The sequence below is a fragment of the Variovorax sp. TLI9-5A genome (genome assembly GCF_056867935.1).
In genome coordinates, this window is the sequence record NZ_CP200310.1 from 2,359,258 (window position 1) to 2,383,840 (window position 24,583).

Sequence of the window (24,583 nt, forward strand, 5' to 3'; positions counted from 1 at the left end):
TCGATCTGTCCCAGCAGGGGATCGTTCGAGGACTGCTACCCCCTGATGCTGCGGTGTTGAATGTGGCCCCGATGCACCCATGCTCGACATCTACCTCGTTCCATCTTCATGCAGCACCATGCCCAAGGACCCGTGCGGGTTGGTGCATGCGGGCTCCATCGACTTCGATGCACATCGCTCCTTGGCCGTTGTGTTCGATCAATGCGGGCAGGCGGGCGCAAAGCTCAGCTACTTCGATGACTCCCTGCTGCGCCCCGAGCAGGTCGTCACGATGCGGCGTGTGTTCGACGCGCACACCAGCGCGCTTGGCGCTAATCGCGGGCAGATCGCCGCGCTCAACGCGATCCGGGGGGGTCTTGATCGTGCTGCAGAACAGGGCATGGGGCTTGCGGCGTTCTGCGACTGAGGCCGGAGAAGAGCCCCTTTAAGAACACGCAGCTGTCGATGCTTCCACCGTTCATCCTGGATGCGATAGCACAGCCCGGCGGCTGCGTGCATGACCACGCCCGTTTGGTCGCCGGCCTGGGAGCTGCGCTGTCGAACGGTTTGGGCGTTGCGTTCGTTCTGGACGACGACATGAATTACAACCCCGCACAGTCGCTGACGTGCAAGCTGTCGGGCTGGGACGCGGTGTTGAGGAAGCACTTCGAATTCGATGTTCGCTTCTACATCTCGTCGAAGGCGCTGCTGTTTGCCGTCTACTGCTTCGACAGGAGGTGGGGCATGGTTGATCGAGCCAATGTCAATCACCCGATCGATCCGGCGAGGTTGCCCGAAGCGGCGAGGGCTTCGATAGACAAGGGCCGGGCCGTGCTTGCGGCGAAGGGTTTGCAGGAAGTGGCGCACGCGTATTTCTTTCTACCTGCACCGGGCTGCACCACGCAGCTCGACGGAGTGCAGGCGAACGTGCTCGAGAGCCTGTTCGCCGAGATCGTTTGAGCGGCCCCTGCACTTGCCATGACGCCGACCATCCAGAAACTCGAAGCCTTCGCCGCCGCAAGAGACTTCGAGCCGCTGCCCGATGCGCCCGCTCACGAACTCGACGAAGTACTCCACGCCTTCAGTGCAGCCAAGGCGCACGCTACAGGCCACGGCCCCGCCAACGATCGGTACTCGCACCTGATCGATTGCGAGTTCAGCAAGGAAATGCAGGCCCGCTTCCATGTCCGCTTCGACCTGCGCGTTTTCGTGGTCTTGCCGTACGTCATGAGCGACGGTGTGAGGCAGCTTGCCGTCGACCACGCGGCGCTTGCCGAACTGTGCGCACCATTCGTGAAGATGCTGCAAGACCGGAAGTTCGACCAGATTTCCTTCGATGATGCCGCGCGGTCTCTTTCGGACGAAATGTTCGACAAGGGATTCGGCGAAGACACTGTGCTCGCTTGCTTCTTCGAGAGCCTGTAGGCCCGCGACCGCGATGACCCCCGGCGAGCTGTTGGTACATTGGGCAACGCGGCCGGCCACGCCATTCATTGCGGACGCCTTATTGGAGCCCATAGACGGTGCGCAGGGCTACGCGGCACTTCGACCTCATCGGCGCCGCAGCAACTCGAAGCCGAGCGGATTTTCCGGCCGCAGCGCGCAAGTGACGAAGACCCATGTGCCTGAAAGCGATCGATCGGAAGGCCTGCTGCAACAGCGCTTGAAAAAAGTTTGTCCAAGCAGTTGACGATTGTGTAAAGACTATTTACAGTCCACCCCACTCAACGCCAACAGGACCCAACGTGAAAGCTGCAACGATCCGCATCTACAGCACTTGCCCCGCATCCGGCAACGTGTTCGTGCGCGTCGCTTCGCACGATGGCCTCGGTCTGCAGCCGCTGCTGCAGCCACTGAATCAACCCCCGTATCCGACGTCCAAGCCGCAGGCCAATCTGTGGTCGTTCGATTACCAGGATCAGGTGCAACCGGGTGGAGGACGCGCATAGGCGCAGACCTCCCAAGCTCTCTCTAACAGAAGAGGCCCGGACACCGCGAGGTTCCGGGCCTCTTCGTTTTCATGCCATTCGTTCACGAGCAGCGATCGTGCTGCCCGCACAAGGTTCGAGCCTTGTGAGTGCTCCTTAAAAATTCGCGGCAGCAGCCACAAACATTTTCTTTTCAGCCCCGGTGACGCAACTGGTAGACGTGTCCGCCTTAGAAGCGGAATTCTGGGAGTTCGAGTCTCCCCTGGGGCACCAATTTCTCTGGGTGTAGTGTCAATCTGGTAGACGGCCTGCCTTGGAAGCAGGAGGCTGCAGGTTCAAATCCTGCCACTCAGACCACCTTCTTTTTTCGTCTGTTTTCTTTCACGCGTGTGTAGCTCAATTGGCAGAGCACTGGACTCCAAACCCAAAGGTTGAAGGTTCGACTCCTTCCGCGCGCGCCATTCATCCGTCTTTACGGGCCCTTCGCCTAGCGGTCCAAGGCACCGGGTTTTGATCCCGGAATCCAAGGTTCGAATCCTTGAGGGCTTGCCAGCTTTTTCTTCATCTCATTCTTCGTTCCGCTAACTCAGTGGCCAGAGTGCCTCCCTGTCCAGGAGGAAGCCAGGGGTTCGACTCCCCTGCGGAACGCCATTCATCGACTCGTTTCTTCATGGATCGTGAGCAGCACTGGCGACTGCAGCGGGCTGTAACCCCGTCTCCTTTGGAATACTTCGTTCGACTCGAAGACGATCCACCACCTTCTCTTTCATTCCTTGTCGCGGCAAGGTTCCGGCGCGGTAGCAAAGCGGTTGTGCAGCGGATTGCAAATCCGTCCAGACCGGTTCGACTCCGGTCCGCGCCTCCATTCACATCGCATTCTTCAATTCATTTTTCCCCGGTAGCTCAGTTGGTAGATGCGGCGTACTGTTAATACGCAGGTCACACGTTCGATCCGTGTTCGGGGAGCCAATAATTCAACAACAACGCCAAAAGGAGTGCCGAAGCATGAAGCCCCAGGTCCAGCCGAACAAGATCGTCGTGCTCTCCGGCTCCGGCGTGAGCGCCGAGAGCGGCCTGCCCACGTTCCGCGACGCCAAGGGCCTGTGGAACAGCTACTCGTGGCAGGAACTCGCAAGCCCCGAAGGCTGGCAGAGGCACCCGGAAGCGGTGCTGGCTTTCTACAACGAGCGGCGGGAGAAGGCATGGCAGGCGCAGCCGAACGCTGCGCACATTGCAATCGCGTCGCTCGAGTCGGCCTACGAGGTCGTGATCGTCACGCAGAACGTCGATGCGCTGCATGAGCGCGCGGGTTCACGCCGCGTGGTGCATCTGCATGGGCAGCTCGCCTATGCACGGGGCACGTCGGAGCCCGAGCCGAAGCGCTATCGCATCGATGGCAACCCGATCGCCATGGGACAGCTCTGCGATGACGGCACACAGCTGCGGCCTGACATCGTGTGGTTCGGCGAGGCGGTGCAGCACTTCGAAGAAGCCGAAGAGCATGTGGCCACTGCGGCGCGCGTGCTGGTGGTGGGCACGTCGCTCACGGTCTATCCGGCCGCATCGCTTGTGCGGTACGCAGACCGCAGCGCGCAGAAGGTTCTTGTCGCGCTCGACATGGAAGAGGTGCCGCACGGCTTCACTTTCCTGCAGGGCAGGGCGGCGGAGCTTGTGCCTGTGCTGGCCGCGAAGTGGTTGAGCGAGGCGCAGCCGGCTTCGTAGTTGCGTTTGACGCCTGCAAATCGAAGGGCCCGCCATCGTATTGATGGCGGGCCCTTTTGCATTCGGCGAGGAATCGGCTCGATGAATTGTTTGGTTTTCAGGGTCGATGCATTGGCTAATTTGGATTAACTGCTTTGGTCTTCATCTTTCGAATGCCCGAAAAATGAACTGTGAGAAATGACTCGAAGAGGAAAGGAATTCGTCTGAATTCAATCGATTTGTCACAGTCAGATCCGAACATCGCATTCACTCAGCCCCGGAGGCGCACGACACGCGTGTCGCCACAACCGGATTTCAATATTGCTCGCCGCAACGGCGGCAAATTCTCAAGGCACCCGGAGGGGGCGCCGCAACCTAGGGAACGATCAATCATGGCAGTAGACATGTTCATGCGCGTCGAAGGCGCGAACGGCGAATCGAAGGACTCGAACCACAAGGAGTGGACGGACATCAAGTCGTTTGCGTGGGGAGCAACGCAGCCTGGCAACATGGTCAGCGGTGGCGGCGGTGGCGTCGGCAAGGCCAGCTTCAACGACCTGCAAGTCTTGGCACGCATCGACAAGGCGGCGCCTTCGGTGATGAAGAACTGCGCGAGCGGCAAGCACCTGGGCAAGGTGGAAGTGTCGGTGTGCAAGGCCGGCGGCTCGCAGATCGAATACACGCGCGTCACGCTCGAGGAAGTGCTTGTGACCTCGGTGCAGTACACGGCCGAGCAGGGTTCGGACGCCGTGTTCGTGCAGTACTCGTTCCAGGCTGCCAAGGTGAAGCAGCAGTACTGGGAACAGACCGACAAGGGCGGCAAGGGCGCCGAGACGGTCCTCGGCTGGAACATCAAGGAGAACAAGGAGGCCTGATTCCTCCTTGTGCATGAACGCAAGCGCGTTGCTTCCGTTCCGTCGGGCCGCAAGGCAGCGGCCCGATGTCCTGATCTTCGTGCGTCGATTCGAATTCCGGGGAGAGTGTCATGCCAACAGGCGCAGCGCGGTCCGTCCGCGTCCTCACCGCTTCTTGCGCCGCCATGCCCACGCTTGGCGGGCAACCCGCACTGGAGCCCATCGCCATCGACGGCGACGAGGGCCTGAGCAAGCTCTTCCGCTACACACTCACGCTCGGCACACCCGAGCAGGCGGGCTACAACGAACGCCAGGCCGCCAACGTCAACATCAAGCAGCTGGTAGGTGAAACGCTCACGGTGCACATCGTGCTCGACGGCCGCCCCGGTGCGGGCGAAGGCAAGCGCCACATCTGCGGCCTCGTGACGCGCGTTCGCTTCCTGCGCCTGGAGAACCGCCGTGCGTTGTACGAAGCGGTGATCGAACCCTGGCTCACGCTGGCCGCGCGCACGAGCGACTACCGCATCTTCCAGAACAAGACCGTGCTCGACATTCTTGGCGAGGTCCTGTCCGATTACGACTTCGCCCACGAACTGAAAGCCACCCGCAGCTACCCGGCGCGCGAGTTCCAGGTGCAGTACGGCGAGAGCGACTTCGACTTCGTCGCGCGCCTGATGCACGAATGGGGCCTGTACTACTACTTCGAGCATGCCGAAGGCGGCCACAAGCTGGTGATCGTCGACGACATGTCCGCCCACCAGCCCTACGCCAACGCGGGCTACCAGAAGATTCCCTTCTACGGCGCAGACGACACCGTGCGCGCCGAGCACTGCGACCGCTTCAACGCCTGCGAGACGCTGCAAAGCGGGCGATGGGTCACGGACGATTTCGATTTCAAGCGGCCCAAGGCGCGACTGCAGCAGGTGAGCGCCATGCCGCGCAAGACCGCGCAAAGCAGCCAGGAGCGCTACGGCTGGCCGGGGGACTACGTGGTCGAGTCCGAGGGCGAGCAACTTGTGCGCACCCGCATGGAGGAGACCGGTAGCCAGGGCGAGCGGGCCAGCGGTTCGGGCAACCTGCGCGCCGTGGTGCCGGGCTGCCTGCTTGCGCTGGAGCGGCATCCGCAGAACGAGTCCAACCGCGAATACCTCGTGACCGACGCGCACCTGCGGCTGCAGGACATCGGCGACGCGAGTGCGCAGCAGGATTTCGAATGCCGCGTCGACTTCGAGGTGATCCCCTCGAGCAAGATTTTTCGCGCGCCTGCACCCGACACGCCGCGCCCGCGCACCACGGGCCCGCAGACGGCCATCGTCACCGGCCCGGCAGGGCGCGAGATCTGGACTGATCAATACGGCCGCGTGAAGCTGAGCTTCCACTGGAACCGCTATTGCACGAAGGACGAGAACAGCTCCTGCTGGGTGCGCGTGTCCTCACCGTGGGCCGGCACCAACTTCGGCGGCATCCAGATCCCGCGCATCGGCCAGGAAGTGATCGTCGATTTCGAGAACGGCGACCCCGACAGGCCCATCGTGACTGGGCGGGTCTACAACGCCGACAACATGCCGCCGTGGACGCTGCCCGACAACGCCACGCAAAGCGGCCTGCTCACGCGCAGCTCCGAAGGCGCGACGGACGCCAATGCCAACGCGCTGCGCTTCGAAGACAAGAAAGGCGAGGAGCAGGTCTGGCTGCACGCCGAGCGCAACCAGGACATCGAGGTCGAGAAGGACGAAACCCACTGGGTGGGCCACGACCGCACCAAGACCATCGACCACGACGAGACCGTGCATGTGAAGCACGACCGCACCGAGACCGTGGGCCACGACGAAACCATCACCGTCGGCAACAACCGCATGGAGACGATCAAGGCCAACGAACTGCTGACGGTGCTGCAGAACATGAACCGTTTTGTCGCGCTCACTTCGTCGGAGGAGGTCGGTATCGCCAAAACCTCGTTGGTCGGGTTGACCCAGACGGTGGCTGTGGGCAAGAGCAAGAGTGAGACCATCGGGGAAGACTTCTCTCTCGATGTCGGCGAGAAGCTCGTCATCACGGTGGGCAAGAGCCGGCTGGAGATGACGAAGGACGGCCAGGTGACGCTCACCGGTGCCAAGTTCGATTTCCGCGCCACCGGTGCGGTGCGGATCAACGGCAAGGTCATCGACCTCTGCTGAGGCGACGGAAAAGATTCCGATGGCGTTGGACCCCAAAGCTGGTGCGTTGGCGTCCTCTGCGCTTCCCTCGCCCAGCGGTTCGCCATTCGCCGGATTGGCAGAGGGGCCCATCGCGCGCGTTGCGGTGATCCTGGGCAAGCCGGCTCCTCGTACACCCGCCAGCGACGCCCCTCCCGAAGCCGGTCGCGACGTTGGCAAAGCGATCGTGGTGTGCACCGCGCCCGATGTCTGCAAGACGCCTATCGGTTCGTCGACGCCGCCCATTCCTTACCAGATCACCGGCAAGCTCGGCGACGACGCCAACACTTCGCAGAACGTGTTTCTTACGGGACTCAAAGCATTCAAGTTCGACAGCGTCGTCACCCACGTCACTGGTGACGAGCCTGGTACGGCCACCGGCATCAAGTCGGGCACGGTGGGCGACATCGCCGAGCCGAAGACCGCTTCCTCCGTTGTGCGCGTCAATGGTCAGTGGCTGGTGCGAGATGGCGACAGCTTCTGGATGAACAAGCGCAACACTGTTGGCGAATTGATCTACAAGAAGGATCGCGACAAGTACTGGCCGCCCGCAGACCCGCCCCTCATCGACGACAGCGAGGCCGAGGCCTTGCTGGCCAAGGCTCAAGCTGGCGGTGCGGCAATCTCCTACTACGAAGCGGACGAGGAGAAAACCGGCAAGGCCAAGATCGCCAGTGCAGCCAACATGGCTGGCTTCAACTCGCTGCTGCGGACCTCGCTGGGCGAACAGCCCGTCATGCTGGCCTTCCTCGATACCGGCAAGACGCCAACGGTCACCGACGTGCCGAAATGGCGGCCGCCTGCGACCATGCCCAGTTCGAAGCTTCCCAAGCCAACAGGCGGGGGTGGTGCCAAGGGCAATCTGATCGCGGTCATTCTCCTCGTGGTCATGCCTGTCGGAGACCACTACGCAGCGATCTACGAGGCCAAGAAGGCCTTGGCGGGCATCGAGCCGCAAACCCCGCGCGAGCAGGCGATCTATGACCAGGCCGTGGAGCAACTCGCTGCCTACAAGGAGGAGTACGCCAGCAGCCACTTCCTCGAGTCGCTGCTGCCGTGGGACTCCAAGGGGTTTCATGCGTTCGACGCGCCGGCGCGGGAATCGGTTGAAAAGCAGATTGCCGAGGAGCGCGCCCGCGTCAAGCAGACGACTGCGGCGCCTGCGCCGGCGACTGGAACGAGTGGCGGTGGTGGCAAGGACGGCAGCCGGATCACGGGCGACAAGGACCCATGCGAGGCCACGCCTTACGATGAGAACAAGGACAAATGCGGAACGGGCGAGGCAGCGCACCACATCATTCCCGACTTCATCCTCCGAGTAGGGACCCGCCTTGACCCGGGGCTGCGCATGCCTGGTGCACCCTCGCTCGACAAGGGGCCGTCAATCTGCCTGAACAAGGACGAGCATGCGGACGTTCACCGGAAGATCGCCGACGGCATGCGCGAGAAAATCAATAGCAACGGGACGGTCACGCTGCAGGACGTCCTGGACATATCGATCGAAGCGCTCGACGAGGTCAAGCCGGATTGCAAGCGCCAGTTCGAACAGGCCGTCAGGGACGCCTTCAAGAACATCCCCAGCGAGACGCTCGGTCGAGGTCTGATGCGAACCACCGAAGAATTGCGCGAGCTGCTGACGAATGCGTGGCGCGTGGGGTAAAAGAAGAGAACTTAGGGCATATCGATGAAACCCCTGATCCGACCCGACGAAATACGACTCCAGATCGAGGGCGCGGCCCTGAGCGGACGCGGAGATCTCTTCCTGAGCTGCTCTAACGCCGAAGCCCGCTTCGAGGGCTTCGCCCGTCTGTGCCAGTACCGCCCAGGCAACGACCCACTGTGGCGCTATGTCGATCTGCCCACCACAGTCGCGGATGCGACCTTCTTCTCATCCCGGACCGGCGAGACCGACGTAACGGCTGCAGCCTCGTTCGTCTTTCTTACGGAAGAAGGCGATGTGATGTACCTGCCGACCGGACACGAGGCCGTGACGGAACGCATCACCGGCGCCGGCTTGTGGAGCGACGACTCCGAGGGCTGGGGCAGCATGATCGCGCTGACCCAGATCGGAGAGCGGCTGTATGCCTGCGGTGGAGGTGGTCAGATCTATCGCCGGGCGAAACCGGGTGTCTGGGAGCACATCGACACCGGTCTCTTGCGCAACAAGGGGGACAAGAAAAGCAACAGCTTCAAGGCGATTGCAGGGCCGAACGAGCAAGAAATCTATGTGGGTGGCTGGCACCAGAACGTGAACGATGGCGTTCTGTACTGTGGCGATGGGCGTCGGCCGTGGAAACCGGTTGCCAACGACATTCGAGCCGTCTCCAGCATCCACGTGGAGCGCGACGATTCGATATGGGCGTGTGGCCGCGGCGGTACCGTGTTGCACGGCAACCATGTCGACGGCTTCAAAGACGTTTCCGAGATCGACGACACCCGGAGCTATGTCGACATCGCCTGCTACGACGGGCAGGTCTTCCTCGCCACGGAGACCGGTCTCTACCTCCATGCCAACGGCAAGACCCGGCCCATCCGCACCGGGCTCGATCCAGATCACACCGACGGCCATATCCTGCGGGTGGCCAACGGCATGTTGTGGTCCATCGGCTATGTCGACATCTTGCGCTTCGACGGAACGAGTTGGGAACGCATCGAGTTCCCCGGCAATCCGCCGATCCGCTGAAGCATCATGAACCTGTGGAAGCGTGACATCGACTGGATGACCGAGGCCTCGCAGCGCATCGGTTGCTGCGGTATCTCCGACTGGCTGCCCGATTTCGCATCATGGGCCGAGCTGACACCGTTCGAATGCCCGCCTTCGACGCTTGCGGCAAAGATCGACTACACCAGCGTTTCGCGCGGCTTGAAGATCACGCTGTTCTATCCCTTCGCCGACCGCGCATCCTTCGCCGATTCTCAGGCCTGGGTGCTCTACGACATGCAGATCGACGCCGCCGCGCTGCCCTTGCCCTTCGGTCTCGATGTCCACGGCGAAACACCGAAAAGTGCCCGGCGCAAGCTGTCCGACGACACCGCCTTCGGTCGTTCAGTCGATTTGCGCGATGGCAACCATCGCATCGTCCATTACCTGGCTGATGGTCGCGTCGTTGGCGTCATCTTCAAGCCTTCGATGGTGGGCATCGAAGGCCTGCATCTGCAACGCATCGTGACCATGCCTGACTTTCGCACGCTGGATGCCAAAGGCATGCCCGCGAACGCCGGACCGTGACGGGTCGGCACGGCCCCTTCCTGCCTGCCAGGTCCTCGCCGGCCATGTCTGATGGCGCAGTGGAGGGCAAGCAGGGCGATGCCCTCCACATCGATACCTGCGGCACGCGATGCCCGGTGCCGATACTCAGGCTCCGCAAGGCACTCGGACGCAGCACACCCGGGCAGGTGCTGGTGCTCACGACGGACGATCCCGCAGCCTTCGCGGACATCTCGGGCGTGCTGCCTTCGCTCCCCGCCCAGCTCCTTGCGACCCGGCGTGAAGGCGACCGCCTGGTCTTCACCCTGTTGCGACGATGAGGGCGAGAGCCCGCGCCATCTCATTCCTCCAATCCTGCTTCATTCACCTTGCGGCATCCGGCATGGCTCCTCATCTTGAAAACCACACGCCGTTTCCCGCCCTGGCGTTCTCGCAGTTCCACCGCGACGGCACGGACATGGCGGTTCTCGCGGTGCGCGGTACCTTCCATCTCGTGCCCGACGCGCCGCTGGTGCTGGCAGCCCGGCAGGACGAACTCGAGCTCGCCGATCGCTACGACGGCGATCCCGCCGATGGCCTGCTGGTGCGAAGCTGCGACATCGTGCCCTTCAAGCCGGCGGCCGATCTCACCCTCCTCGGCGCAAGCTGGGCACCGCAAGGCGCGGAGGCTCGCTCGTGGCTCACGGGAGTGCGATTGGGCAAGCTGGAGAAAGTCGTGCGCGTGCATGGCCCGAGGGCCTGGCAGTGCACGGCGGGGAAGGAGGGCGATGACGACAAGCATGGTTCATCCGGCAAGAAAGACTGGGTGCTCTCGCAGGCCAAGCCCGTGAAGGCCGTGCCGCTTGACTGGCGCGGCGCCTTCGGAGGAGCGATACCCGGCACCGGCGACGAACACACGCCCGTCGACGTCCATCGCCACAACCCCATCGGATGCGGCATCGTCGACGCAAGGCACAGCCCCAGGGACACCGACATTCCCGCACCCTGCATCGAAGACCCCGCCGACCCGGTTCTCGACTGGCGACGCCGCGACTACGTGCCCCAAGGCTTCGGCCCGCTGCCACCGGTGTGGCGGCCGCGCCAGCAGTTCACCGGCGCCTTCGACGATGCGTGGCTGGAATCGAAGCATCCCCTGCTACCCGATGACTTCGACTACCGCTTCTACCAATACGCCGCGCCGGGCCTCATCCACGAGGAGCGCCTGAATGGCGACGAAGAGCTACAGCTTCTTCACATGCACCCTGACCATGCCCACATCCAGGTCTGGCTGCCTGGCGTGCGCCTGTCCGCTGCCGCGCACTGGAACGACGGGGATGCGGCCGCGCTGGAGATGATGCTCGATGGTGTTCACGTGGACATGAACGGCGATCTGGCATCGGTCTATTTGACGTGGCGCTGCTGGGTGCCCAAGCGAGCTGGCATTCGCTTGATGGAGCTGCGGATCGAGGAGCCGTCGAGGTTGGTGGAGATCGGGAGTCGGTATGTGGGGCGGGAGCGGGTGGTGGGGGCGCCGTATCCGTGGTCGGCCGAGGCACCACTGCGGGACATAGGCGGATAGCGGAACTACTTCGCAGGCGTGATCGAAATGGGAGAGATGAGCACATCCGTCTGGTGATTGCCGTTGTCCGAATGGAAGAGCCTGCCAGTTACCTTGACCGACTTCCCCTTGAGGCGTTTGAACACCGCCATGTTCTTCTCGTCGAGCGCCATGTGCAGCAGCACCGCGCCTTTCTCGGCAGGCCAGTCGCGCGGCTCATCGTCTGGAACATCGATCGGTTCGACGAGCCGTATCGCCGGGAACTTGAAGCTCTCACCGTCCGGCGTGATGCCGGGGCCGGAAACAAGCGTGCCTCGAAGCGTGACGACGACGGGGTCGTACTGGTATGTCTTTGCGGCTGCCATCGAAGCAGCGAATGCCAGAGCCAAGGCGACGAATAAGCGGTTCATTGCGAGTGAAGGTGAATTGCGACGTTCCATGATCGCGATGAGTCCGGTAGCGATCGTGATGACTCGCTCAAATTCGATGCGATCCCCAATTTATTCACTACTCCGAGTCTTCCTCTTACACGCTTCTCTTCATACATTTGAAGGTCCGCCGCGCCTCACGGCGGGACATCGATGCACACCGTAGGGATGTCGATGTGAGGCACAAAAGGCGACGGCCAAGGTGCGCTAACACCATGGCCGTCTGACCAATCAACGTGCACCAACTTTGGAAAGCAAGCACATCAAATGGCTGATCAAATTATCGCCGGGCAAGACACGCCCACCTCCCACGGCGCAATCGCCTCGTCCGACGCCGCTGATCTCCTTGAGAAAAAGTTGTCCCAATTGCAATCCCTGCTGAAGTGTTGCTACGGGGACGGATGCGATTGGTTCGATGCGATCGGAGCCGCGCATCGAGACCGCGTCATGTGGATCGCCGCAGACTTGGCCGACGATGCGGCGCAGCTTTCTCAGGAGCTGCTGAAGCAGATCAACGCGGCTGATCCGTCTGGGGCCATGAGCGCGCCTGCGGGTTCGGCCTGATCCCCGATATGCGGCCCGGCTTCAGTGCCGCAAACAAAAAGCCCCGCTATCGAAAAAATAGCGGGGCTTTTATTTGGTGCCGGAGAGATGAATCGAACACCCGACCTTCTCATTACGAATGAGCTGCTCTACCGACTGAGCTACACCGGCGAAGCCTCAGATTATAGCCAAGAAATCAAGCCTTCTCGGCGTGGTACTGGGTCAAACGCTCAACTTCGTTACGTGAACCCAACATCACGCTCACGCGCTCATGCAGTTTGGTGGGCTGCAGGTCCAGGATTCGCTGCTTGCCGTTGGTGGCCGCGCCGCCGGCCTGTTCGACCAGCCAGCTCATGGGGTTGGCCTCGTACATCAGGCGCAGCTTGCCGGCCTTTTCGGGCTCGCGCTTGTCCCACGGGTACATGAAGACGCCGCCGCGCATCAGGATGCGGTGCACGTCGGCGACCATGCTGGCAATCCAGCGCATGTTGAAGTCCTTGCCGCGCGGGCCTTCCTTGCCGGCCAGGCATTCGTCGATGTAGCGCTTCACGGGCTCGTCCCAGTGGCGCATGTTGCTCATGTTGATCGCGAATTCCTTGGTGTCGGGCGGAATCTGGATGTCTTCCTGCGTCAGCACGAAGCTGCCCTGCTCGCGGTCGAGGGTGAACATGGCCACGCCGTTGCCCACGGTCAGCACCAGCGTGGTCTGCGGGCCGTAGATGCAGTAGCCGGCGGCCACTTGCTGGGTGCCCGCCTGCAGGAAGTCGCTTTCCTGCACGCCGGGGTGGTCGTCGGGCTTCTTCAGCACGCTGAAGATGGTGCCGATGCTGACGTTCACGTCGATGTTGCTGCTGCCGTCGAGCGGGTCGAACATGAGCAGGTATTCGCCCTGCGGGTATCGGTTGGGCACCACGTAGATGCTGTCCATTTCCTCGCTGGCCATGGCCGCGAGATGGCCGCCCCATTCGTTGGCCTCGATGAGCACTTCGTTGGCGATGATGTCCAGCTTCTTCTGGATCTCGCCCTGCACGTTCTCGCTCTCGGCCGTGCCGAGCACGCCGCCCAGCGCGCCCTTGTTGACGGCCTGGCTGATGCTCTTGCAGGCGCGCGCGACCACTTCGAGCAGCAGGCGCAGCTGGCCGGGAATGAGGCCGTCGGCGCGCTGTTGTTCGACGAGGTAGCGGGTGAGGGAAATTTTTTGAGCCATGTGTCTTCCGGGTTCGGGTTTTTTTCTTCAGTTGCCTGCGAGAGCGCGGGTCACCACTTCATGCGTGTCCTTGCTCAGGTCCGGCTTGGCCGCCACGCGCGCGATCGCCTCGCGCGCCGCGCTGCGGTACGGCTCGGTCAGCTTGCTCCAGCGGTCGAGCGCGCGCGCGAGGCGAGCGGCGACCTGGGGATTGATGGCGTCGAGCTCGATCACGCGCTCGCTCCAGAACACGTAGCCGGCCGCGTCGGGGCGGTGGAAGGCCCCGGGGTTGGCGCTGCAGAAGCTGAAGATCACGCTGCGCGCGCGGTTCGGGTTCTTCAGGGAGAAGTCGGGGTGCTTCATCAACTGCTTCACCAGCGGCAGGATGTCGCCGCCGCGGTCGGGCGCACCGGCCTGCAGCGAGAACCACTTGTCGATGACCAGCGCCTCGTCCTTGAAGATGGCGTGGAAGCGAGCCAGCGCCTGCGCCGCCAGGGTGTGGCCCGACGACACCAGCGCGTTGAGGGCGTTGAAGCGGTCGGTCATGTTGCCCGCGTCCTTGAAGCGCTGCAGCGTCTTGCCCGGCCACACGGCGTCGCCCGAGGAGCGCGCCGCCAGGCACAGGAAGTTGAGCGCCATGCCGGCCAGCGCGCGGCGGCCCGACGAGGTCGGGTCGGGGCTGTAGGCGCCGGTGTCGTGGTTCTCTTCATAGGCCCACTGCCAGTCGGCGAAGAGGGCGGTGGCCAGCTGGGCGCGCATGGCTTCGCGCACGAGGTGCACGCGCTGCGGGTCGACCACGTCGAGCTGCTCGGCGATGTAGGTTTCCGACGGCAGCGTGAGCACCAGTTCCTTGAAGGCGGCGTCGAGCTGCGGGTTGCGCAGCACGCTGCGCATGGCGTCGATGTAGGCGTCGTTCAGCACCGGCGTGGCGTCGGTGGCCAGCGCGGCAATGCCGTTCAGCGCGGCGCGCAGGCCCAGGCGCTGGCCGGCTTCCCAGCGGTTGAACGGGTCGGGGTCGTTGGCCAGCAGGGTGAGCAGCTGTGCGTCGGTGTACTCGAAGTCGAGGATCACCGGCGCGCTGAAGCCGCGCAGGATCGACGGAACGGGCTCGGCGTCCAGGCCTGTGAAGGTGATCTGCTCGCCGGCGCGCGACAGCACCACGGTGCGCGTGCCTTGCGTCGCTTCGCTTTCGCCTTCGAGCTGCAGCGGCAGTTCGCGGCCGCTGCTGGCGTCGAGCAGGCCCACGTTCAGCGGAATGACGAAGGGTTCCTTGGTCGGCTGGCCCGGCGTGGGCGGGCAGCTCTGCACCACGCTCAGGGTGTAGCTGTGGTTCTGCGCGTCGTACACGCCGTGGGCGGCAAGGCGCGGCGTGCCGGCCTGGCTGTACCAGCGCTTGAACTGGGGCAGCAGGCGGGCCAGTTCCGATTCGGGATTGGCATCGGCAATGGCCTGCGCGAAGTCGTCGCAGGTCACGGCCTGGCCGTCGTGGCGCTCGAAATAGAGGGTGATGCCCTTTTCGAAGCCCTTGCGGCCGACCAGCGTCTGCATCATGCGCACCACCTCGGCACCCTTTTCGTAGATGGTGACGGTGTAGAAGTTGCTGATCTCGATGTAGCTGTCGGGCCGCACCGGGTGGGCCATGGGGCCCGCGTCCTCGGGGAACTGGGCGGTGCGCAGCACGCGAACGTCCTCGATGCGCTTCACGGCGCGGGCCGAGGCGTCGGCGCACAGGTCCTGGCTGAATTCCTGGTCGCGGAAGACGGTGAGGCCTTCCTTCAGCGAGAGCTGGAACCAGTCGCGGCAGGTCACGCGGTCGCCGCTCCAGTTGTGGAAGTACTCGTGGCCGACCACGCTTTCGATGTTGCCGTAGTCGGCGTCGGTGGCGGTGGCCTGGTTGGCCAGAACGTACTTCGTGTTGAAGATGTTCAGGCCCTTGTTCTCCATGGCGCCCATGTTGAAGTCGCTGGTGGCAACGATCATGAAGCGGTCGAGGTCCAGCGGCAGGCCGAAGCGGGCCTCGTCCCACAGCACCGAGTTGATGAGCGAGTTCATCGCGTGCTCGGTCTTGTCGAGGTCGCCGGCGCGCACATACACCTGCAGCAGATGCTCCTTGCCGCTGCGCGCCTTGATGCGCTGCTCGCGCGCCACCAGCTTGCCCGCCACCAGGGCGAACAGGTAGCTGGGCTTCTTGAACGGGTCGACCCACTTGGCGAAGTGGCGGCCCTCGGGCAGCTCGCCCTGTTCGACCAGGTTGCCGTTCGACAGCAGCACCGGGTAGGCAGCCTTGGCCGCGCGCAGGGTGACGGTGTAGCTCGCCATCACGTCCGGACGGTCGAGGAAGTAGGTGATGCGGCGGAAGCCCTCGGCCTCGCACTGCGTGAAGAAGGTGTCTTCGCTCACGAACAGGCCCATCAGCTTGGTGTTCTTGATGGGGCAGCAGGTGGTGAAGATCTCGAGCTCGAAAGCATCGGGCAAGCCGTCGATGACGAGCTGTTCGCCCTCCATCCGGAACGACGCGCCCTGGCCGTTGACCAGCACGCGCGCCAGGTTCAGCTCGTCGCCGTCCAGGCGCAGCGGCTGCACCGGCACCTCGGGGTTGCGGCGCATCTGCATGCGGTTGAGCACGCGGGTCTTGGCGGGGTCGAGGTCGAAGGTCAGCTCGACGGTGTCGATCCAGTACGCCGGGGCGGCGTAGTCTTCGCGGCGGATGGCAATCGGTTGGCCTTGAGCGTCACGTAGCAGCATCGAGTGTCTCCAGAAATTTCGAATGGGCGAGTTCGTCGTAGTCGCGAACCGCGGCGATCACATGGGGGCCGGCAAGCTCGGCGGCGGAATGGGTGCTGCATACGGCCACGGCGCGCATGCCGCCGCGGCGGGCGGCTTCGATGCCGAAGGGCGCGTCTTCGAAGACGATGCAGCGCTCGGGCGCAACGCCGATGCGGCGCGCGGCTTCCAGAAAGATGGCGGGCGTGGGCTTGCCCGAGAAGCCTTCATCGCCGCCCACGATGGCCAGCGGCAGCGGGTCCATCTTCAGGCGCGACATGGCGAACTCGATGTTGTGCCTGTCGCCGGCCGTGCCGACCGCCACCTTGAGCCCGCGCGCCACGGCCGCCTTGGCGAAGGCCGTGAAGCCAGCCACTTCGGTGAAGTTGTCGCTGAACATGGCGCGGTAGATCTCTTCCTTCTCGTGCACCAGCGCCAGGCACTCGTCGTCGGAGAGCTCGCGCTGGAACAGCTCGCGCATGCACTCGGCGCCGGTGCGGCCCGTGGTGCGCGCGAGGATGTCGCTCACGTCGAGCTTCAGGCCGTGGCGCGCCACGAATTCCACCCACGAACGCGCATGCCACGGCATGGAGTCGATCATGGTGCCGTCCATGTCGAAGATGAAGGCTTCGACCTTGCCACCCTTCAGGCTTTGCAGGCTCATCGGTATCACACGCCCTGCTTGAGAGAGGCCTCGATGAACACGTCGAGGTCGCCGTCGAGCACCTTCTGCGTGGCCGAGACTTCGACGTTGGTGCGCAGGTCCTTGATGCGGCTGTTGTCCAGCACATAGCTGCGGATCTGGTGGCCCCAGCCCACGTCGGTCTTGCTGTCTTCGAGCTTCTGCTGTTCTTCCTGGCGCTTGCGCATCTCGTGGTCGTACAGGCGCGAGCGCAGGCGCTTCCACGCCACGTCGCGGTTGCTGTGCTGGCTGCGGCCGTCCTGGCACTGCACCACGATGCCGGTCGGGATGTGCGTCAGGCGCACGGCCGAGTCGGTCTTGTTGATGTGCTGGCCGCCGGCGCCGCTGGCGCGGAAGGTGTCGGTGCGCACGTCGGCCGGGTTGATCTCGATCTCGATGGAGTCGTCGATCTCCGGGTACACGAAGATGCTGGCGAAGCTGGTGTGGCGCCCGCCCGAGGAGTCGAAGGGCGACTTGCGCACCAGGCGGTGCACGCCGGTCTCGGTGCGCAGCAGGCCGAAGGCGTAGTCGCCTTCCACCTTGATGGTGGCGCTCTTGATGCCGGCGGTGTCGCCGGGGGTTTCGTCTTCCAGCTGGGCCTTGAAGCCCTTGCGCTCGGCGTACTTCGTGTACTGGCGCAGCAGCATGCTGGCCCAGTCGCAGGCCTCGGTGCCGCCGGCGCCGGCCTGGATGTCGATGAAGGCGTTCAGCGGATCGGCCGGGTTGTTGAACATCCGGCGGAATTCGAGCTGCTTGATGTCGGCTTCGAGCGTGGCGGCGTCATCGGAGATGGCCTGCAGGCCGGCGATGTCGCCGTCTTCCTTCGACATCTCGTAGAGCTCGGTGTTGTCCGACAGGCCGCTGGTGAGCCGGTCGAGCGTGACGACCACGTCGTCGAGCGACTTCTTTTCCTTGCCCAGCTCCTGGGCCTTCTTCGGGTCGTTCCAGACGTTGGGATCTTCGAGCGATGCGTTGACCGTCCTCAGGCGTTCGGCCTTGGCATCGTAGTCAAAGATACCTCCGTAAATCGACCGTGCGGGCGCTCAGGTCCGCGAGCATTGCGCCGATTTGGTTGATCTGTTCTGCGTCCATGGGGTGTCCTGACTGTGTTCGGGGAAACCGGGCATTTTCTCATGCTCCCGTGTTTCACCGAGGAGGGCCCCCGTATTGCTCCTTCCCCCTCTGGGGGAAGGCTGGGATGGGGGCGGGCAGAGCGCCCATGGCGAGTGCCGGCGTGCCCCACCCCGGCCCTCCCCCAGAGGGGGAGGGAGAAAGGCGAACTCAGAACGCCGGCACCAGCGACCCCTTGAACTGCGTCTCGATGAAGCTCTTCACCTCAGGCGACTGGTACGCCGCCACCAGGCGCTTGGCCCAGGGCTTGTCCTTGTCGGCGCGGCGCACGGCGATCAGGTTGGCGTAGGGGCTTTTCGGCGATTCCTTGATCACCGCGTCCTTGTTCAGCGACAGGCCGGCCTTCTCGGCGTAGTCGTTGTTGATGGCGGCGATGGTCAGGTCGTCGAGCGAGCGCGGCAGCTGGGCGGCGTCGAGCGCCACCAGCTTCAGCTTCTTCGGGTTCGTGACCACGTCCAGCGGCGTGGCTGTGTTGTTCTTCACCGCCTCGGGCTTCAGCGTGATGAGGCCGGCCGACTGCAGCAGCAGCAGGGCGCGGTTGCCGTTGGACGGGTCGTTCTGGATGCCGACCGAGGCGCCGTCGGGCAGCTGGTCGATAGTCTTGATCTTGCGCGAGTAGAAGCCCAGCGGCGCGGTGATGGTCAAGCCCACGGGCACGATGTCGAAGCCGCGCGCCTTGTTCTGGTTGTCCAGGAAGGGCTGGTGCTGGAAGGCGTTGGCGTCGAGGTCGCCCGAGGCCAGCGCCGCGTTGGGCAGCTGGTAGTCGTTGAACACCACGACCTGGATGTTCAGGCCGTCCTTGGCGGCGACCTTCTTGACCACTTCGAATACCTGCTCGGCACTGCCGACGGAGACGCCGACCTTGAGCGTGTTCTTGTCCTGCGCGAAGGCGGTGCTGCCGGCGAAGAGAGCGGCGGCCAGGGTGGCGAGGGCGAGGGTGCGGCGGCGGAAATTGGTGTGCATGTGCTTGCGCGAATCGAAAAAAGGAAGGCGCGAATGTGGCATTGCCCGCTGCCAAAGGGAACGAACCAATGCGCATATCGATATGGCGTGTCGCGCCCACCACAGGTTGTTCTTATGTGTGTATTCATATAAACAGCATCCTTTTTGTTCGTTCCCTTTCGGTGCGTTTCTTTTCATACTCGGCACCTTTTTGCGAACCTACGCGAACTGCGCCACCCGCGCAGGCCGCGCTTCTTCTCCATGACCCACCCTACGCCTGACCAGGGCCGCGGCGATCACGCGGCGCCAGTCATCCGTCTCCAATCGGTGCAGAAATCCTTCGCCTTGCCCAACGGGGAGGTGTTCGACGCCGTGCATTCGCTGTCGCTCGACATCCAGCAGGGCGACGTGTTCGGCCTGATCGGCAAGAGCGGCGCCGGCAAGTCCACGCTGCTGCGCCTCATCAACCTGCTGGAGCGGCCCGACGCGGGCCGCGTCTTCGTCGGCGGGCGCGACCTCACCACGCTCTCGCGCAGCGAGCTGCGCGACACGCGCCAGAACATCGGCATGATCTTCCAGCAGTTCAACCTGCTGCAGAACGCCACGGTGTTCGACAACGTGGCCTTCCCGCTGAAGATCCACGGCCGCCACTCCAAGGCCGAGATCGACGCCCGCGTGCGCGAATGCCTCGCCCTGGTCGGCCTGGCCGAGAAGATCGACACCTACCCGGCCCAGCTCTCCGGCGGCCAGAAGCAGCGCGTGGCCATTGCCCGCGCGCTGGCGCCGCGCCCGCAGGTGCTGTTGTGCGACGAGCCCACCTCTGCGCTCGACTCCGAAACCACGCGCTCGCTGCTGGAAACGCTGCGCGACATCAACCAGAAGATCGGCGTGACCATCGTGATCGTCACGCACGAGCTGTCGGTGGTGGAGGTGCTGTGCCGCAACGTGGCCATCCTCGAAAAGGGCAGGCTGGTGGAGCAGTTCGCGGTCGATGCGGCCGGCGACGCCGAGCGCAAGACCGCGCTGGGCCGCGAAATCGACGAGCTGGTGCGCCGGCGCGAACGCGAAGCGCGCGAATCCCGCGTGCAGCAGGCGCCGGCCCAGTTCGGCGCGCAGGAGCTGGCCTATGTTTGAGAACATCGCCCCCATCCTCCCCGAGCTGTGGGTCGCCACCGGCCAGACTTTCATGATGCTGGCCATCGGCCTCTCGGCCGCCGTGCTGATCGGCGGGCCGCTGGGCATCCTGCTGTTCCTGCTGGGGCCGGGCCAGTCGCTGGAGAACAAGCCGGCGTTCCTGGTGCTCAACTGGCTGGTGAACACGGTGCGCTCGTTCCCCTTCATCATCCTGCTGGTGGCGCTGGTGCCGTTCACGCGGGTGATCGCGGGCACTTCCATCGGGCCGCTGGCGGCCGCTGTGCCGCTGTCGTTCGCGGCCATTCCGTACCTGGCGCGGCTGGTCGACCAGTGCCTGCGCGAAGTGCCGCGCGGCGTGATCGAGGCCGCCCACGCCATGGGCGCGACCGAGCTGCAGATCGTCTGGCGCGTGCTGCTGGTGGAGGCCCGCTCGGGCCTGGTGCTGGCGCTGACGGTGCTGGCCGTGAGCTTCCTCTCGTACTCGGCCGTGGCCGGCGTGGTTGGCGGCGGCGGCATCGGCGACCTGGCCATCCGCTACGGCTACTACCGTTTCCAGACCGACGTGATGGTGCTCACCGTGGCGCTGCTGGTGGTGCTGGTACAGATCCTGCAATTTGCCGGCAATACCACGGCCCGCAGGCTCGACAAGCGTTGATTCCTTCTTTCTCCCTAGCTTTCTCTATCTCATGAAGACCGTTTTCCTGCGCCGTTCCGTTCTCGCCCTGTCGCTGGCAGCTCTCTCCCTGGGCGGCCTCTCGCTGCAGGCCCATGCGCAAGACCCCGCCAAGAAGAACCTGGTGATCGGCGGCACCGCCGGCTCCAACGCCGATCAGCTCAAGCAGGGCATCGTGCCCATCCTCGAGAAGAAGGGCTACAAGGTGAAGCTGGTCGAGTTCAATGACTACGTGCAGCCCAACCTCGCGCTGGCCCAGGGCTCGCTCGACGCCAATTTCTTCCAGCATCAGGTCTATCTGAAGAAGTTCGCGGCCGACCAGAAGCTCGACCTCGCCGAACTGGTGCAGGGCCCGATCGCGCCCATGGGCGTGTACTCGACCAAGCGCAAGACGCTGGCCGACGTGAAGGAAGGCGACCGCGTGACGCTGCCGAACGACCCGAGCAACCTGGCCCGCGCGCTGGTGCTGCTGGAGCAGAACAAGCTGCTGACCATCAAGGCCGGCATCGACCCGCTGCGTGCCACCGAGAAGGACGTGGCCGAGAACCCGAAGAAGCTGAAGTTCATTCCGCTGGAAGCCGCGCAACTGCCGCGCTCGCTGGGCGACACCGAGTACGCCATCGTCAACGGCAACTTCGCGATCTCTTCGGGCCTGAAGCTCACCGAGGCGGTAGTGCTCGAAAAGACCCCCGACTACTACCTGAATGTGGTCGCCGTGAAGACCGCCGACAAGAACACCCAGTGGGCCAAGGACATCGCCGATGCCTACCGCTCGAAGGAGTTCAAGGCGGTGGTCGACAGCAAGTTCCAGGGCTACGCAAAGCCCAGCTTCCTGCAGTAATCCTGCTTTCAAGAAAGGCTCTCCATGCCCGTTCTGGCCGTATTCGATGCTCAGGGAGGCTGGCGCGACACGTACGTGTGCGACGGCTGGATCACCGAACACCTGGCCGTGCAGGGCGTGAGCTGGGGGCGCGGCAGGAAGAAGGGGCAGCGCGTTCTCGACAGTGCGGGGCTCTTCTATCTGCCGACCGATGACGGCTACATCGGGCTGCTGCTCGAAGCCGGCGAGTGGGCCGCCATGCCGGCCGGCAAGCCGCATTTCTTCGATGCAGGTGAAGCCGAATCGCTCGAAGGACTGCCGGCCTCGCTGCCGCTGTTCGAAGCCTTCGTCGAAGAGGTCCTGGCCCTGACGGGAAACGACGCCGACCAAGAATGAGGCGGGCGGTCCGGGGCGCGTGCCCAGGCCGCCGGGTACTCCCCTCCGCGAATGTCCCCGGGCCTGCGGCCCTCCTCCTTTATTTCGCTGCGGGGAGCACCCGACGCCCTGCGCACATGGGCGCTCTGCTTGTTCCGGCCGCATGAGCGCTGCGTCCATCGATCACGACGATGGGGTGCCTTGCGCAGCGAAATAAAGGGGGAGGCCGCAGGCCGGAGGACATTCGCGGAGCAAGGCACCCCGTCGGCGTGATCTCTCCCTGAACAACAAGCCTTCTTCAGGCCGCGAGCCTCTGTGTCGCCCGACCCGTAGGCCGCGCCAGCCCCAGATGGTCGCGCAGCGTGCGGCCCTGGTACTCGGTTCGGAAGATCCCCCGCTTCTGCAGGATCGGCACCACCCCGTCGACGAAATCCTGCAGCCCGTGCGGCAGCGCATCGGGCATCAGGTTGAAACCGTCCGCCGCTCCGGCCCTGAACCATCGCTCGATGTCGTCCGCGATCTGCTCCGGCGTGCCGACGATCACGCGGTGCCCCCCGCCGCCGGCGAGTTCGCGGATCAGCTGGCGTACCGTGTAGCCGTGCGTGCGGCCGGCCGCGACCACGGCGTTGAAGAAGGTGTGGTTGCCGTTGCCATTGGCGGGCAGCGGCAGGTTGTCGGGCAGGCGCTCGTCGAGCTTCAGGCGGTCGGGCGTAATGCCCAGCGTGCCGGCGATGCGCGTGAGGCTGTAGTCCCACGGGATCAGGTCGACCAGTTCGTCGCGGCGGCGCAGCGCCTCGGCTTCGGTGGAGCCGACGATGGTGGTGAGGCCTGCGAGCACCTTCACCGCGTCGGGGCCGCGGCCTAGTTCGGCGGCGCGTGTCTTGAGCGCTCGGGCATAGGCCAGCGATTCCTCGAAGGACTGCGAGGCTGAGAACACCGCCTCGGCATGGCGCGACGCCAGCTCGCGTCCGTCGGCAGAAGCGCCGGCCTGCACCAGCACCGGATGCCCCTGCGGCGAGCGCGGCAGGTTCAGCGGCCCCTGCACCGCGAAGTGTTCGCCGCGATGCGCGATGGCGTGCACCTTGGCGGTGTCGATGAAGCTGCCGGTGGCCTTGTTGCCGACGAAGGCGTCGTCCTCCCAGCTGTCCCACAGCGCCTTCACCACGTCGGTGAACTCGGAGGCGCGCGCGTAGCGCTTCGCGTGGTCGGGCGTGGCGTCGAGGCCGAAGTTGCGCGCCGAGGGCAGGTCGGCGGTGGTCACCACGTTCCAGCCCGCGCGGCCCCCGCTCACATGGTCGAGCGTGGCGAAGCGGCGGGCGATGTTGTAGGGCTCGTTGTAGCTGGTCGATGCGGTGGCGATCAGGCCGATATGCGTGGTGGCGGCGGCCACGCAGGCCAGCAGCACCGTGGGCTCCAGCGCGGTGATCGGGCGGAAGTGGATCTGGTCGACGATGGCCGCGTTGTCCGCGAGGAACACCGCGTCGAGCTTGCCCGCCTCGGCGATCTGCGCGGTGCGGATGTAGTGCTGGATGTCGGCGAAGGCCCACGGATCGCTCTGCGGCAGGCGCCACGCCGAGGGCACGAAGCCCGAATGCAGGATGTTGACGTTGAGGTGCAGCTGCCGCGGCGCGGTCTTGTCGTTCGAAAGGCTCATTGCGAGAAGTAATCGGGCAGCCGGTAGCCGGCCCATGCCGGGTTGGCCCTGAAGAAGCGCTGGAACTCGGGCGACTGGTAGGCGGCCGCGATGTCCTGCGCGAATTTCGCGCTCTCGTTGCTGCGCTTGACGGCGACCACGTTCACGTAGGGCAGCGTCATGTTCTCCAGCTTCAGCGCCTCGGTGAGCTTCAGGCCCGAGGCGATGGCGAAGTTGCCCTGCACGGCGGCGATGTCGGCGTCGGCCAGCGAGCGTGGGGCCTGCGCGGCTTCGAGCGGGACCAGCTTCAGGCGCTTGGGGTTGGCCACGATGTCGCGCTCGGACACCGAGATCGGGCTCACGCCCGGCTTGAGCGTCACCCAGCCGATGCCCGCGAGGATGTTGAGCGCGCGCGCCGCGTTCACCGGATCGGAAGGCAGCGTGACCGTGGCGCCGTCGGGCACGGTGTCGAGCGACTTGTGGCGCTGCGAGTAGAGGCCCATCGGCGGCGTCGGCACGTGCACCACCGGCACGAGGTCGAAGCCCTGCTGCTTGTTGGTGGCGTTGAGGTACAGCGTGTGCTGGAAGATGTTGGCGTCGATCTGCCCGCGCTCCACCGCGTCGTTGGGCTGCACGCCCTGGCTGAACTCGACGTACTTGACGGTGTAGCCCAGCTTCTTCAGCTGGGGCTCGATGCCGTTGGTGAATGCATCGCGGTACGGGCCGGGCATGAAGCCCACGCGCAGGTCGGCGGCGTGAGCGCAGAGCTGGGCCGCGAGGCCCAGGGCAAGGCCGCCGAGCAGCGGGGCGAAGCGGCGCAGCCACGACGGCGCGCGCGAAGAGGAAGACATGACGACAACTCCAGGGGGCG

General features: G+C 64.4%; 25 protein-coding genes and 8 tRNA genes. 24 read left to right on the forward strand and 9 right to left on the reverse strand.

Features of this window, described 5'->3' with window-relative positions:
* Nucleotides 1-79: 79 nt before the first annotated feature.
* The 19 genes from AC1VNX_RS11290 (at nucleotide 80) to AC1VNX_RS11380 (ending at nucleotide 11,423) form a co-directional block, all read left to right on the forward strand.
* Complete coding sequence (locus tag AC1VNX_RS11290; protein WP_483156786.1) at nucleotides 80-406, forward strand: hypothetical protein; 327 nt, start codon at nucleotides 80-82, stop codon at nucleotides 404-406.
* Nucleotides 407-444: 38 nt separating this feature from the next.
* Nucleotides 445-939, forward strand: coding sequence for a hypothetical protein (locus tag AC1VNX_RS11295; protein ID WP_483156787.1), 495 nt, complete (start codon nucleotides 445-447; stop codon nucleotides 937-939).
* 18 nt (nucleotides 940-957) lie between these two features.
* A complete protein-coding gene (locus tag AC1VNX_RS11300; RefSeq protein ID WP_483156788.1) occupies nucleotides 958-1,404 on the forward strand; it encodes a hypothetical protein in 447 nt (148 codons plus the stop codon).
* A gap of 320 nt (nucleotides 1,405-1,724) precedes the next feature.
* Entirely contained in the window at nucleotides 1,725-1,928 is a 204-nt protein-coding gene (locus tag AC1VNX_RS11305; RefSeq protein ID WP_483156789.1) for a hypothetical protein, read from the forward strand.
* A gap of 175 nt (nucleotides 1,929-2,103) precedes the next feature.
* Nucleotides 2,104-2,180 (forward strand) — tRNA-Leu (locus tag AC1VNX_RS11310).
* 6 nt (nucleotides 2,181-2,186) lie between these two features.
* Nucleotides 2,187-2,264: transfer RNA gene (locus AC1VNX_RS11315), tRNA-Pro, on the forward strand.
* 28 nt (nucleotides 2,265-2,292) lie between these two features.
* Nucleotides 2,293-2,368 (forward strand) — tRNA-Trp (locus tag AC1VNX_RS11320).
* A gap of 15 nt (nucleotides 2,369-2,383) precedes the next feature.
* Nucleotides 2,384-2,459 (forward strand) — tRNA-Gln (locus AC1VNX_RS11325).
* A 23-nt stretch (nucleotides 2,460-2,482) separates the two neighbouring features.
* Nucleotides 2,483-2,558 (forward strand) — tRNA-Asp (locus AC1VNX_RS11330).
* A gap of 140 nt (nucleotides 2,559-2,698) precedes the next feature.
* Nucleotides 2,699-2,772: transfer RNA gene (locus AC1VNX_RS11335), tRNA-Cys, on the forward strand.
* Nucleotides 2,773-2,799: 27 nt separating this feature from the next.
* A tRNA-Asn gene (locus AC1VNX_RS11340) sits at nucleotides 2,800-2,876 on the forward strand.
* 36 nt (nucleotides 2,877-2,912) lie between these two features.
* A complete protein-coding gene (locus tag AC1VNX_RS11345; RefSeq protein WP_483156790.1) occupies nucleotides 2,913-3,629 on the forward strand; it encodes an SIR2 family NAD-dependent protein deacylase in 717 nt (238 codons plus the stop codon).
* Nucleotides 3,630-4,000: 371 nt separating this feature from the next.
* On the forward strand, nucleotides 4,001-4,483 hold the full coding sequence (locus AC1VNX_RS11350; RefSeq protein WP_369661437.1) for an Hcp family type VI secretion system effector: 483 nt from the start codon (nucleotides 4,001-4,003) through the stop codon (nucleotides 4,481-4,483).
* A 164-nt stretch (nucleotides 4,484-4,647) separates the two neighbouring features.
* Nucleotides 4,648-6,639 carry a type VI secretion system Vgr family protein gene (locus AC1VNX_RS11355; RefSeq protein ID WP_483156791.1) on the forward strand — a complete coding sequence of 664 codons (1,992 nt, stop codon included), beginning with the start codon at nucleotides 4,648-4,650 and terminating at the stop codon, nucleotides 6,637-6,639.
* Nucleotides 6,640-6,658: 19 nt separating this feature from the next.
* Complete coding sequence (locus AC1VNX_RS11360; protein ID WP_483156792.1) at nucleotides 6,659-8,317, forward strand: DUF4150 domain-containing protein; 1,659 nt, start codon at nucleotides 6,659-6,661, stop codon at nucleotides 8,315-8,317.
* Between the two features lie 24 nt (nucleotides 8,318-8,341).
* Nucleotides 8,342-9,340, forward strand: coding sequence for a beta propeller repeat protein (locus AC1VNX_RS11365; protein ID WP_483156793.1), 999 nt, complete (start codon nucleotides 8,342-8,344; stop codon nucleotides 9,338-9,340).
* Nucleotides 9,341-9,346: 6 nt separating this feature from the next.
* The gene (locus tag AC1VNX_RS11370; RefSeq protein WP_483156794.1) at nucleotides 9,347-9,886 is read left to right on the forward strand and encodes a hypothetical protein; all 540 of its coding nucleotides are present in this window, start codon (nucleotides 9,347-9,349) and stop codon (nucleotides 9,884-9,886) included.
* A 44-nt stretch (nucleotides 9,887-9,930) separates the two neighbouring features.
* Nucleotides 9,931-10,185, forward strand: coding sequence for a sulfurtransferase TusA family protein (locus AC1VNX_RS11375; RefSeq protein ID WP_483156795.1), 255 nt, complete (start codon nucleotides 9,931-9,933; stop codon nucleotides 10,183-10,185).
* A gap of 62 nt (nucleotides 10,186-10,247) precedes the next feature.
* The gene (locus tag AC1VNX_RS11380) at nucleotides 10,248-11,423 is read left to right on the forward strand and encodes a DUF2169 family type VI secretion system accessory protein (RefSeq protein WP_483156796.1); all 1,176 of its coding nucleotides are present in this window, start codon (nucleotides 10,248-10,250) and stop codon (nucleotides 11,421-11,423) included.
* A gap of 5 nt (nucleotides 11,424-11,428) precedes the next feature.
* On the opposite strand, the gene AC1VNX_RS11385 is transcribed toward AC1VNX_RS11380, so the two are convergent.
* Nucleotides 11,429-11,842, reverse strand: a complete 414-nt coding sequence (locus AC1VNX_RS11385) for a DUF4431 domain-containing protein (protein ID WP_483156797.1) — start codon at nucleotides 11,840-11,842, stop codon at nucleotides 11,429-11,431.
* A 255-nt stretch (nucleotides 11,843-12,097) separates the two neighbouring features.
* Here AC1VNX_RS11385 and AC1VNX_RS11390 point away from each other — a divergent pair, with 255 nt between their 5' ends.
* Entirely contained in the window at nucleotides 12,098-12,394 is a 297-nt protein-coding gene (locus AC1VNX_RS11390) for a hypothetical protein (RefSeq protein WP_483156798.1), read from the forward strand.
* A gap of 74 nt (nucleotides 12,395-12,468) precedes the next feature.
* Here the strand turns inward: AC1VNX_RS11390 and AC1VNX_RS11395 are convergent.
* From AC1VNX_RS11395 to AC1VNX_RS11420, 6 genes are all read right to left on the reverse strand, one after another.
* Nucleotides 12,469-12,544: transfer RNA gene (locus AC1VNX_RS11395), tRNA-Thr, on the reverse strand.
* A 25-nt stretch (nucleotides 12,545-12,569) separates the two neighbouring features.
* Nucleotides 12,570-13,580: a class 1 fructose-bisphosphatase gene (locus AC1VNX_RS11400; RefSeq protein ID WP_483156799.1), complete on the reverse strand. Its 1,011-nt coding sequence runs from the start codon at nucleotides 13,578-13,580 to the stop codon at nucleotides 12,570-12,572.
* Between the two features lie 27 nt (nucleotides 13,581-13,607).
* Nucleotides 13,608-16,304: an aminopeptidase N gene (gene pepN / locus AC1VNX_RS11405; protein WP_483156800.1), complete on the reverse strand. Its 2,697-nt coding sequence runs from the start codon at nucleotides 16,302-16,304 to the stop codon at nucleotides 13,608-13,610.
* Nucleotides 16,291-16,986: an HAD family hydrolase gene (locus AC1VNX_RS11410; RefSeq protein ID WP_301508642.1), complete on the reverse strand. Its 696-nt coding sequence runs from the start codon at nucleotides 16,984-16,986 to the stop codon at nucleotides 16,291-16,293. Before AC1VNX_RS11410 ends, pepN begins: the two co-directional genes overlap by 14 nt.
* A gap of 5 nt (nucleotides 16,987-16,991) precedes the next feature.
* Nucleotides 16,992-18,096, reverse strand: a protein-coding gene (prfB, locus tag AC1VNX_RS11415; RefSeq protein ID WP_126025249.1) for a peptide chain release factor 2 whose coding sequence is annotated in 2 segments (ribosomal slippage) — nucleotides 16,992-18,014 and nucleotides 18,016-18,096 — 1,104 coding nt in all. Because the reading frame shifts where the segments join, the coding sequence is not laid out codon by codon here.
* Between the two features lie 189 nt (nucleotides 18,097-18,285).
* A complete protein-coding gene (locus tag AC1VNX_RS11420) occupies nucleotides 18,286-19,098 on the reverse strand; it encodes a MetQ/NlpA family ABC transporter substrate-binding protein (protein WP_483156801.1) in 813 nt (270 codons plus the stop codon).
* A 240-nt stretch (nucleotides 19,099-19,338) separates the two neighbouring features.
* Between AC1VNX_RS11420 and AC1VNX_RS11425 the strand changes: the two genes are divergently transcribed.
* The 4 genes from AC1VNX_RS11425 to AC1VNX_RS11440 are packed head-to-tail and all read left to right on the forward strand — an operon-like array spanning nucleotide 19,339 to nucleotide 22,100.
* Nucleotides 19,339-20,211 carry a methionine ABC transporter ATP-binding protein gene (locus AC1VNX_RS11425; protein WP_483156802.1) on the forward strand — a complete coding sequence of 291 codons (873 nt, stop codon included), beginning with the start codon at nucleotides 19,339-19,341 and terminating at the stop codon, nucleotides 20,209-20,211.
* Nucleotides 20,204-20,866 carry a methionine ABC transporter permease gene (locus AC1VNX_RS11430; RefSeq protein WP_483156803.1) on the forward strand — a complete coding sequence of 221 codons (663 nt, stop codon included), beginning with the start codon at nucleotides 20,204-20,206 and terminating at the stop codon, nucleotides 20,864-20,866. The genes AC1VNX_RS11425 and AC1VNX_RS11430 overlap by 8 nt, the downstream gene beginning before the upstream one ends.
* A 31-nt stretch (nucleotides 20,867-20,897) precedes the next feature.
* A complete protein-coding gene (locus AC1VNX_RS11435) occupies nucleotides 20,898-21,725 on the forward strand; it encodes a MetQ/NlpA family ABC transporter substrate-binding protein (RefSeq protein WP_483156804.1) in 828 nt (275 codons plus the stop codon).
* A 24-nt stretch (nucleotides 21,726-21,749) separates the two neighbouring features.
* Nucleotides 21,750-22,100 (forward strand): hypothetical protein, encoded by a 351-nt coding sequence (locus AC1VNX_RS11440; RefSeq protein ID WP_483156805.1) that lies wholly within the window; start codon nucleotides 21,750-21,752, stop codon nucleotides 22,098-22,100.
* A gap of 277 nt (nucleotides 22,101-22,377) precedes the next feature.
* On the opposite strand, the gene AC1VNX_RS11445 is transcribed toward AC1VNX_RS11440, so the two are convergent.
* Both AC1VNX_RS11445 and AC1VNX_RS11450 read right to left on the reverse strand, forming a co-directional pair.
* Nucleotides 22,378-23,733 carry an LLM class flavin-dependent oxidoreductase gene (locus AC1VNX_RS11445; protein ID WP_483156806.1) on the reverse strand — a complete coding sequence of 452 codons (1,356 nt, stop codon included), beginning with the start codon at nucleotides 23,731-23,733 and terminating at the stop codon, nucleotides 22,378-22,380.
* On the reverse strand, nucleotides 23,730-24,563 hold the full coding sequence (locus AC1VNX_RS11450; protein ID WP_483156807.1) for a MetQ/NlpA family ABC transporter substrate-binding protein: 834 nt from the start codon (nucleotides 24,561-24,563) through the stop codon (nucleotides 23,730-23,732). Before AC1VNX_RS11450 ends, AC1VNX_RS11445 begins: the two co-directional genes overlap by 4 nt.
* Nucleotides 24,564-24,583: the final 20 nt, after the last annotated feature.

Bases quoted from the DNA above. Each gene is read 5' to 3' on its own strand.
- AC1VNX_RS11290 (WP_483156786.1), top strand. From the start codon at position 80: ATGCTCGACATCTACCTCGTTCCATCTTCATGCAGCACCATGCCCAAG.
- AC1VNX_RS11295 (WP_483156787.1), top strand. From the start codon at position 445: ATGCTTCCACCGTTCATCCTGGATGCGATAGCACAGCCCGGCGGCTGC.
- AC1VNX_RS11300 (WP_483156788.1), top strand. From the start codon at position 958: ATGACGCCGACCATCCAGAAACTCGAAGCCTTCGCCGCCGCAAGAGAC.
- AC1VNX_RS11345 (WP_483156790.1), top strand. From the start codon at position 2,913: ATGAAGCCCCAGGTCCAGCCGAACAAGATCGTCGTGCTCTCCGGCTCC.
- AC1VNX_RS11350 (WP_369661437.1), top strand. From the start codon at position 4,001: ATGGCAGTAGACATGTTCATGCGCGTCGAAGGCGCGAACGGCGAATCG.
- AC1VNX_RS11355 (WP_483156791.1), top strand. From the start codon at position 4,648: ATGCCCACGCTTGGCGGGCAACCCGCACTGGAGCCCATCGCCATCGAC.
- AC1VNX_RS11360 (WP_483156792.1), top strand. From the start codon at position 6,659: ATGGCGTTGGACCCCAAAGCTGGTGCGTTGGCGTCCTCTGCGCTTCCC.
- AC1VNX_RS11365 (WP_483156793.1), top strand. From the start codon at position 8,342: ATGAAACCCCTGATCCGACCCGACGAAATACGACTCCAGATCGAGGGC.
- AC1VNX_RS11370 (WP_483156794.1), top strand. From the start codon at position 9,347: ATGAACCTGTGGAAGCGTGACATCGACTGGATGACCGAGGCCTCGCAG.
- AC1VNX_RS11375 (WP_483156795.1), top strand. From the start codon at position 9,931: ATGTCTGATGGCGCAGTGGAGGGCAAGCAGGGCGATGCCCTCCACATC.
- AC1VNX_RS11380 (WP_483156796.1), top strand. From the start codon at position 10,248: ATGGCTCCTCATCTTGAAAACCACACGCCGTTTCCCGCCCTGGCGTTC.
- AC1VNX_RS11385 (WP_483156797.1), bottom strand. From the start codon at position 11,842: ATGGAACGTCGCAATTCACCTTCACTCGCAATGAACCGCTTATTCGTC.
- AC1VNX_RS11390 (WP_483156798.1), top strand. From the start codon at position 12,098: ATGGCTGATCAAATTATCGCCGGGCAAGACACGCCCACCTCCCACGGC.
- AC1VNX_RS11400 (WP_483156799.1), bottom strand. From the start codon at position 13,580: ATGGCTCAAAAAATTTCCCTCACCCGCTACCTCGTCGAACAACAGCGC.
- pepN (WP_483156800.1), bottom strand. From the start codon at position 16,304: ATGCTGCTACGTGACGCTCAAGGCCAACCGATTGCCATCCGCCGCGAA.
- AC1VNX_RS11410 (WP_301508642.1), bottom strand. From the start codon at position 16,986: ATGAGCCTGCAAAGCCTGAAGGGTGGCAAGGTCGAAGCCTTCATCTTC.
- AC1VNX_RS11420 (WP_483156801.1), bottom strand. From the start codon at position 19,098: ATGCACACCAATTTCCGCCGCCGCACCCTCGCCCTCGCCACCCTGGCC.
- AC1VNX_RS11425 (WP_483156802.1), top strand. From the start codon at position 19,339: ATGACCCACCCTACGCCTGACCAGGGCCGCGGCGATCACGCGGCGCCA.
- AC1VNX_RS11430 (WP_483156803.1), top strand. From the start codon at position 20,204: ATGTTTGAGAACATCGCCCCCATCCTCCCCGAGCTGTGGGTCGCCACC.
- AC1VNX_RS11435 (WP_483156804.1), top strand. From the start codon at position 20,898: ATGAAGACCGTTTTCCTGCGCCGTTCCGTTCTCGCCCTGTCGCTGGCA.
- AC1VNX_RS11440 (WP_483156805.1), top strand. From the start codon at position 21,750: ATGCCCGTTCTGGCCGTATTCGATGCTCAGGGAGGCTGGCGCGACACG.
- AC1VNX_RS11445 (WP_483156806.1), bottom strand. From the start codon at position 23,733: ATGAGCCTTTCGAACGACAAGACCGCGCCGCGGCAGCTGCACCTCAAC.
- AC1VNX_RS11450 (WP_483156807.1), bottom strand. From the start codon at position 24,563: ATGTCTTCCTCTTCGCGCGCGCCGTCGTGGCTGCGCCGCTTCGCCCCG.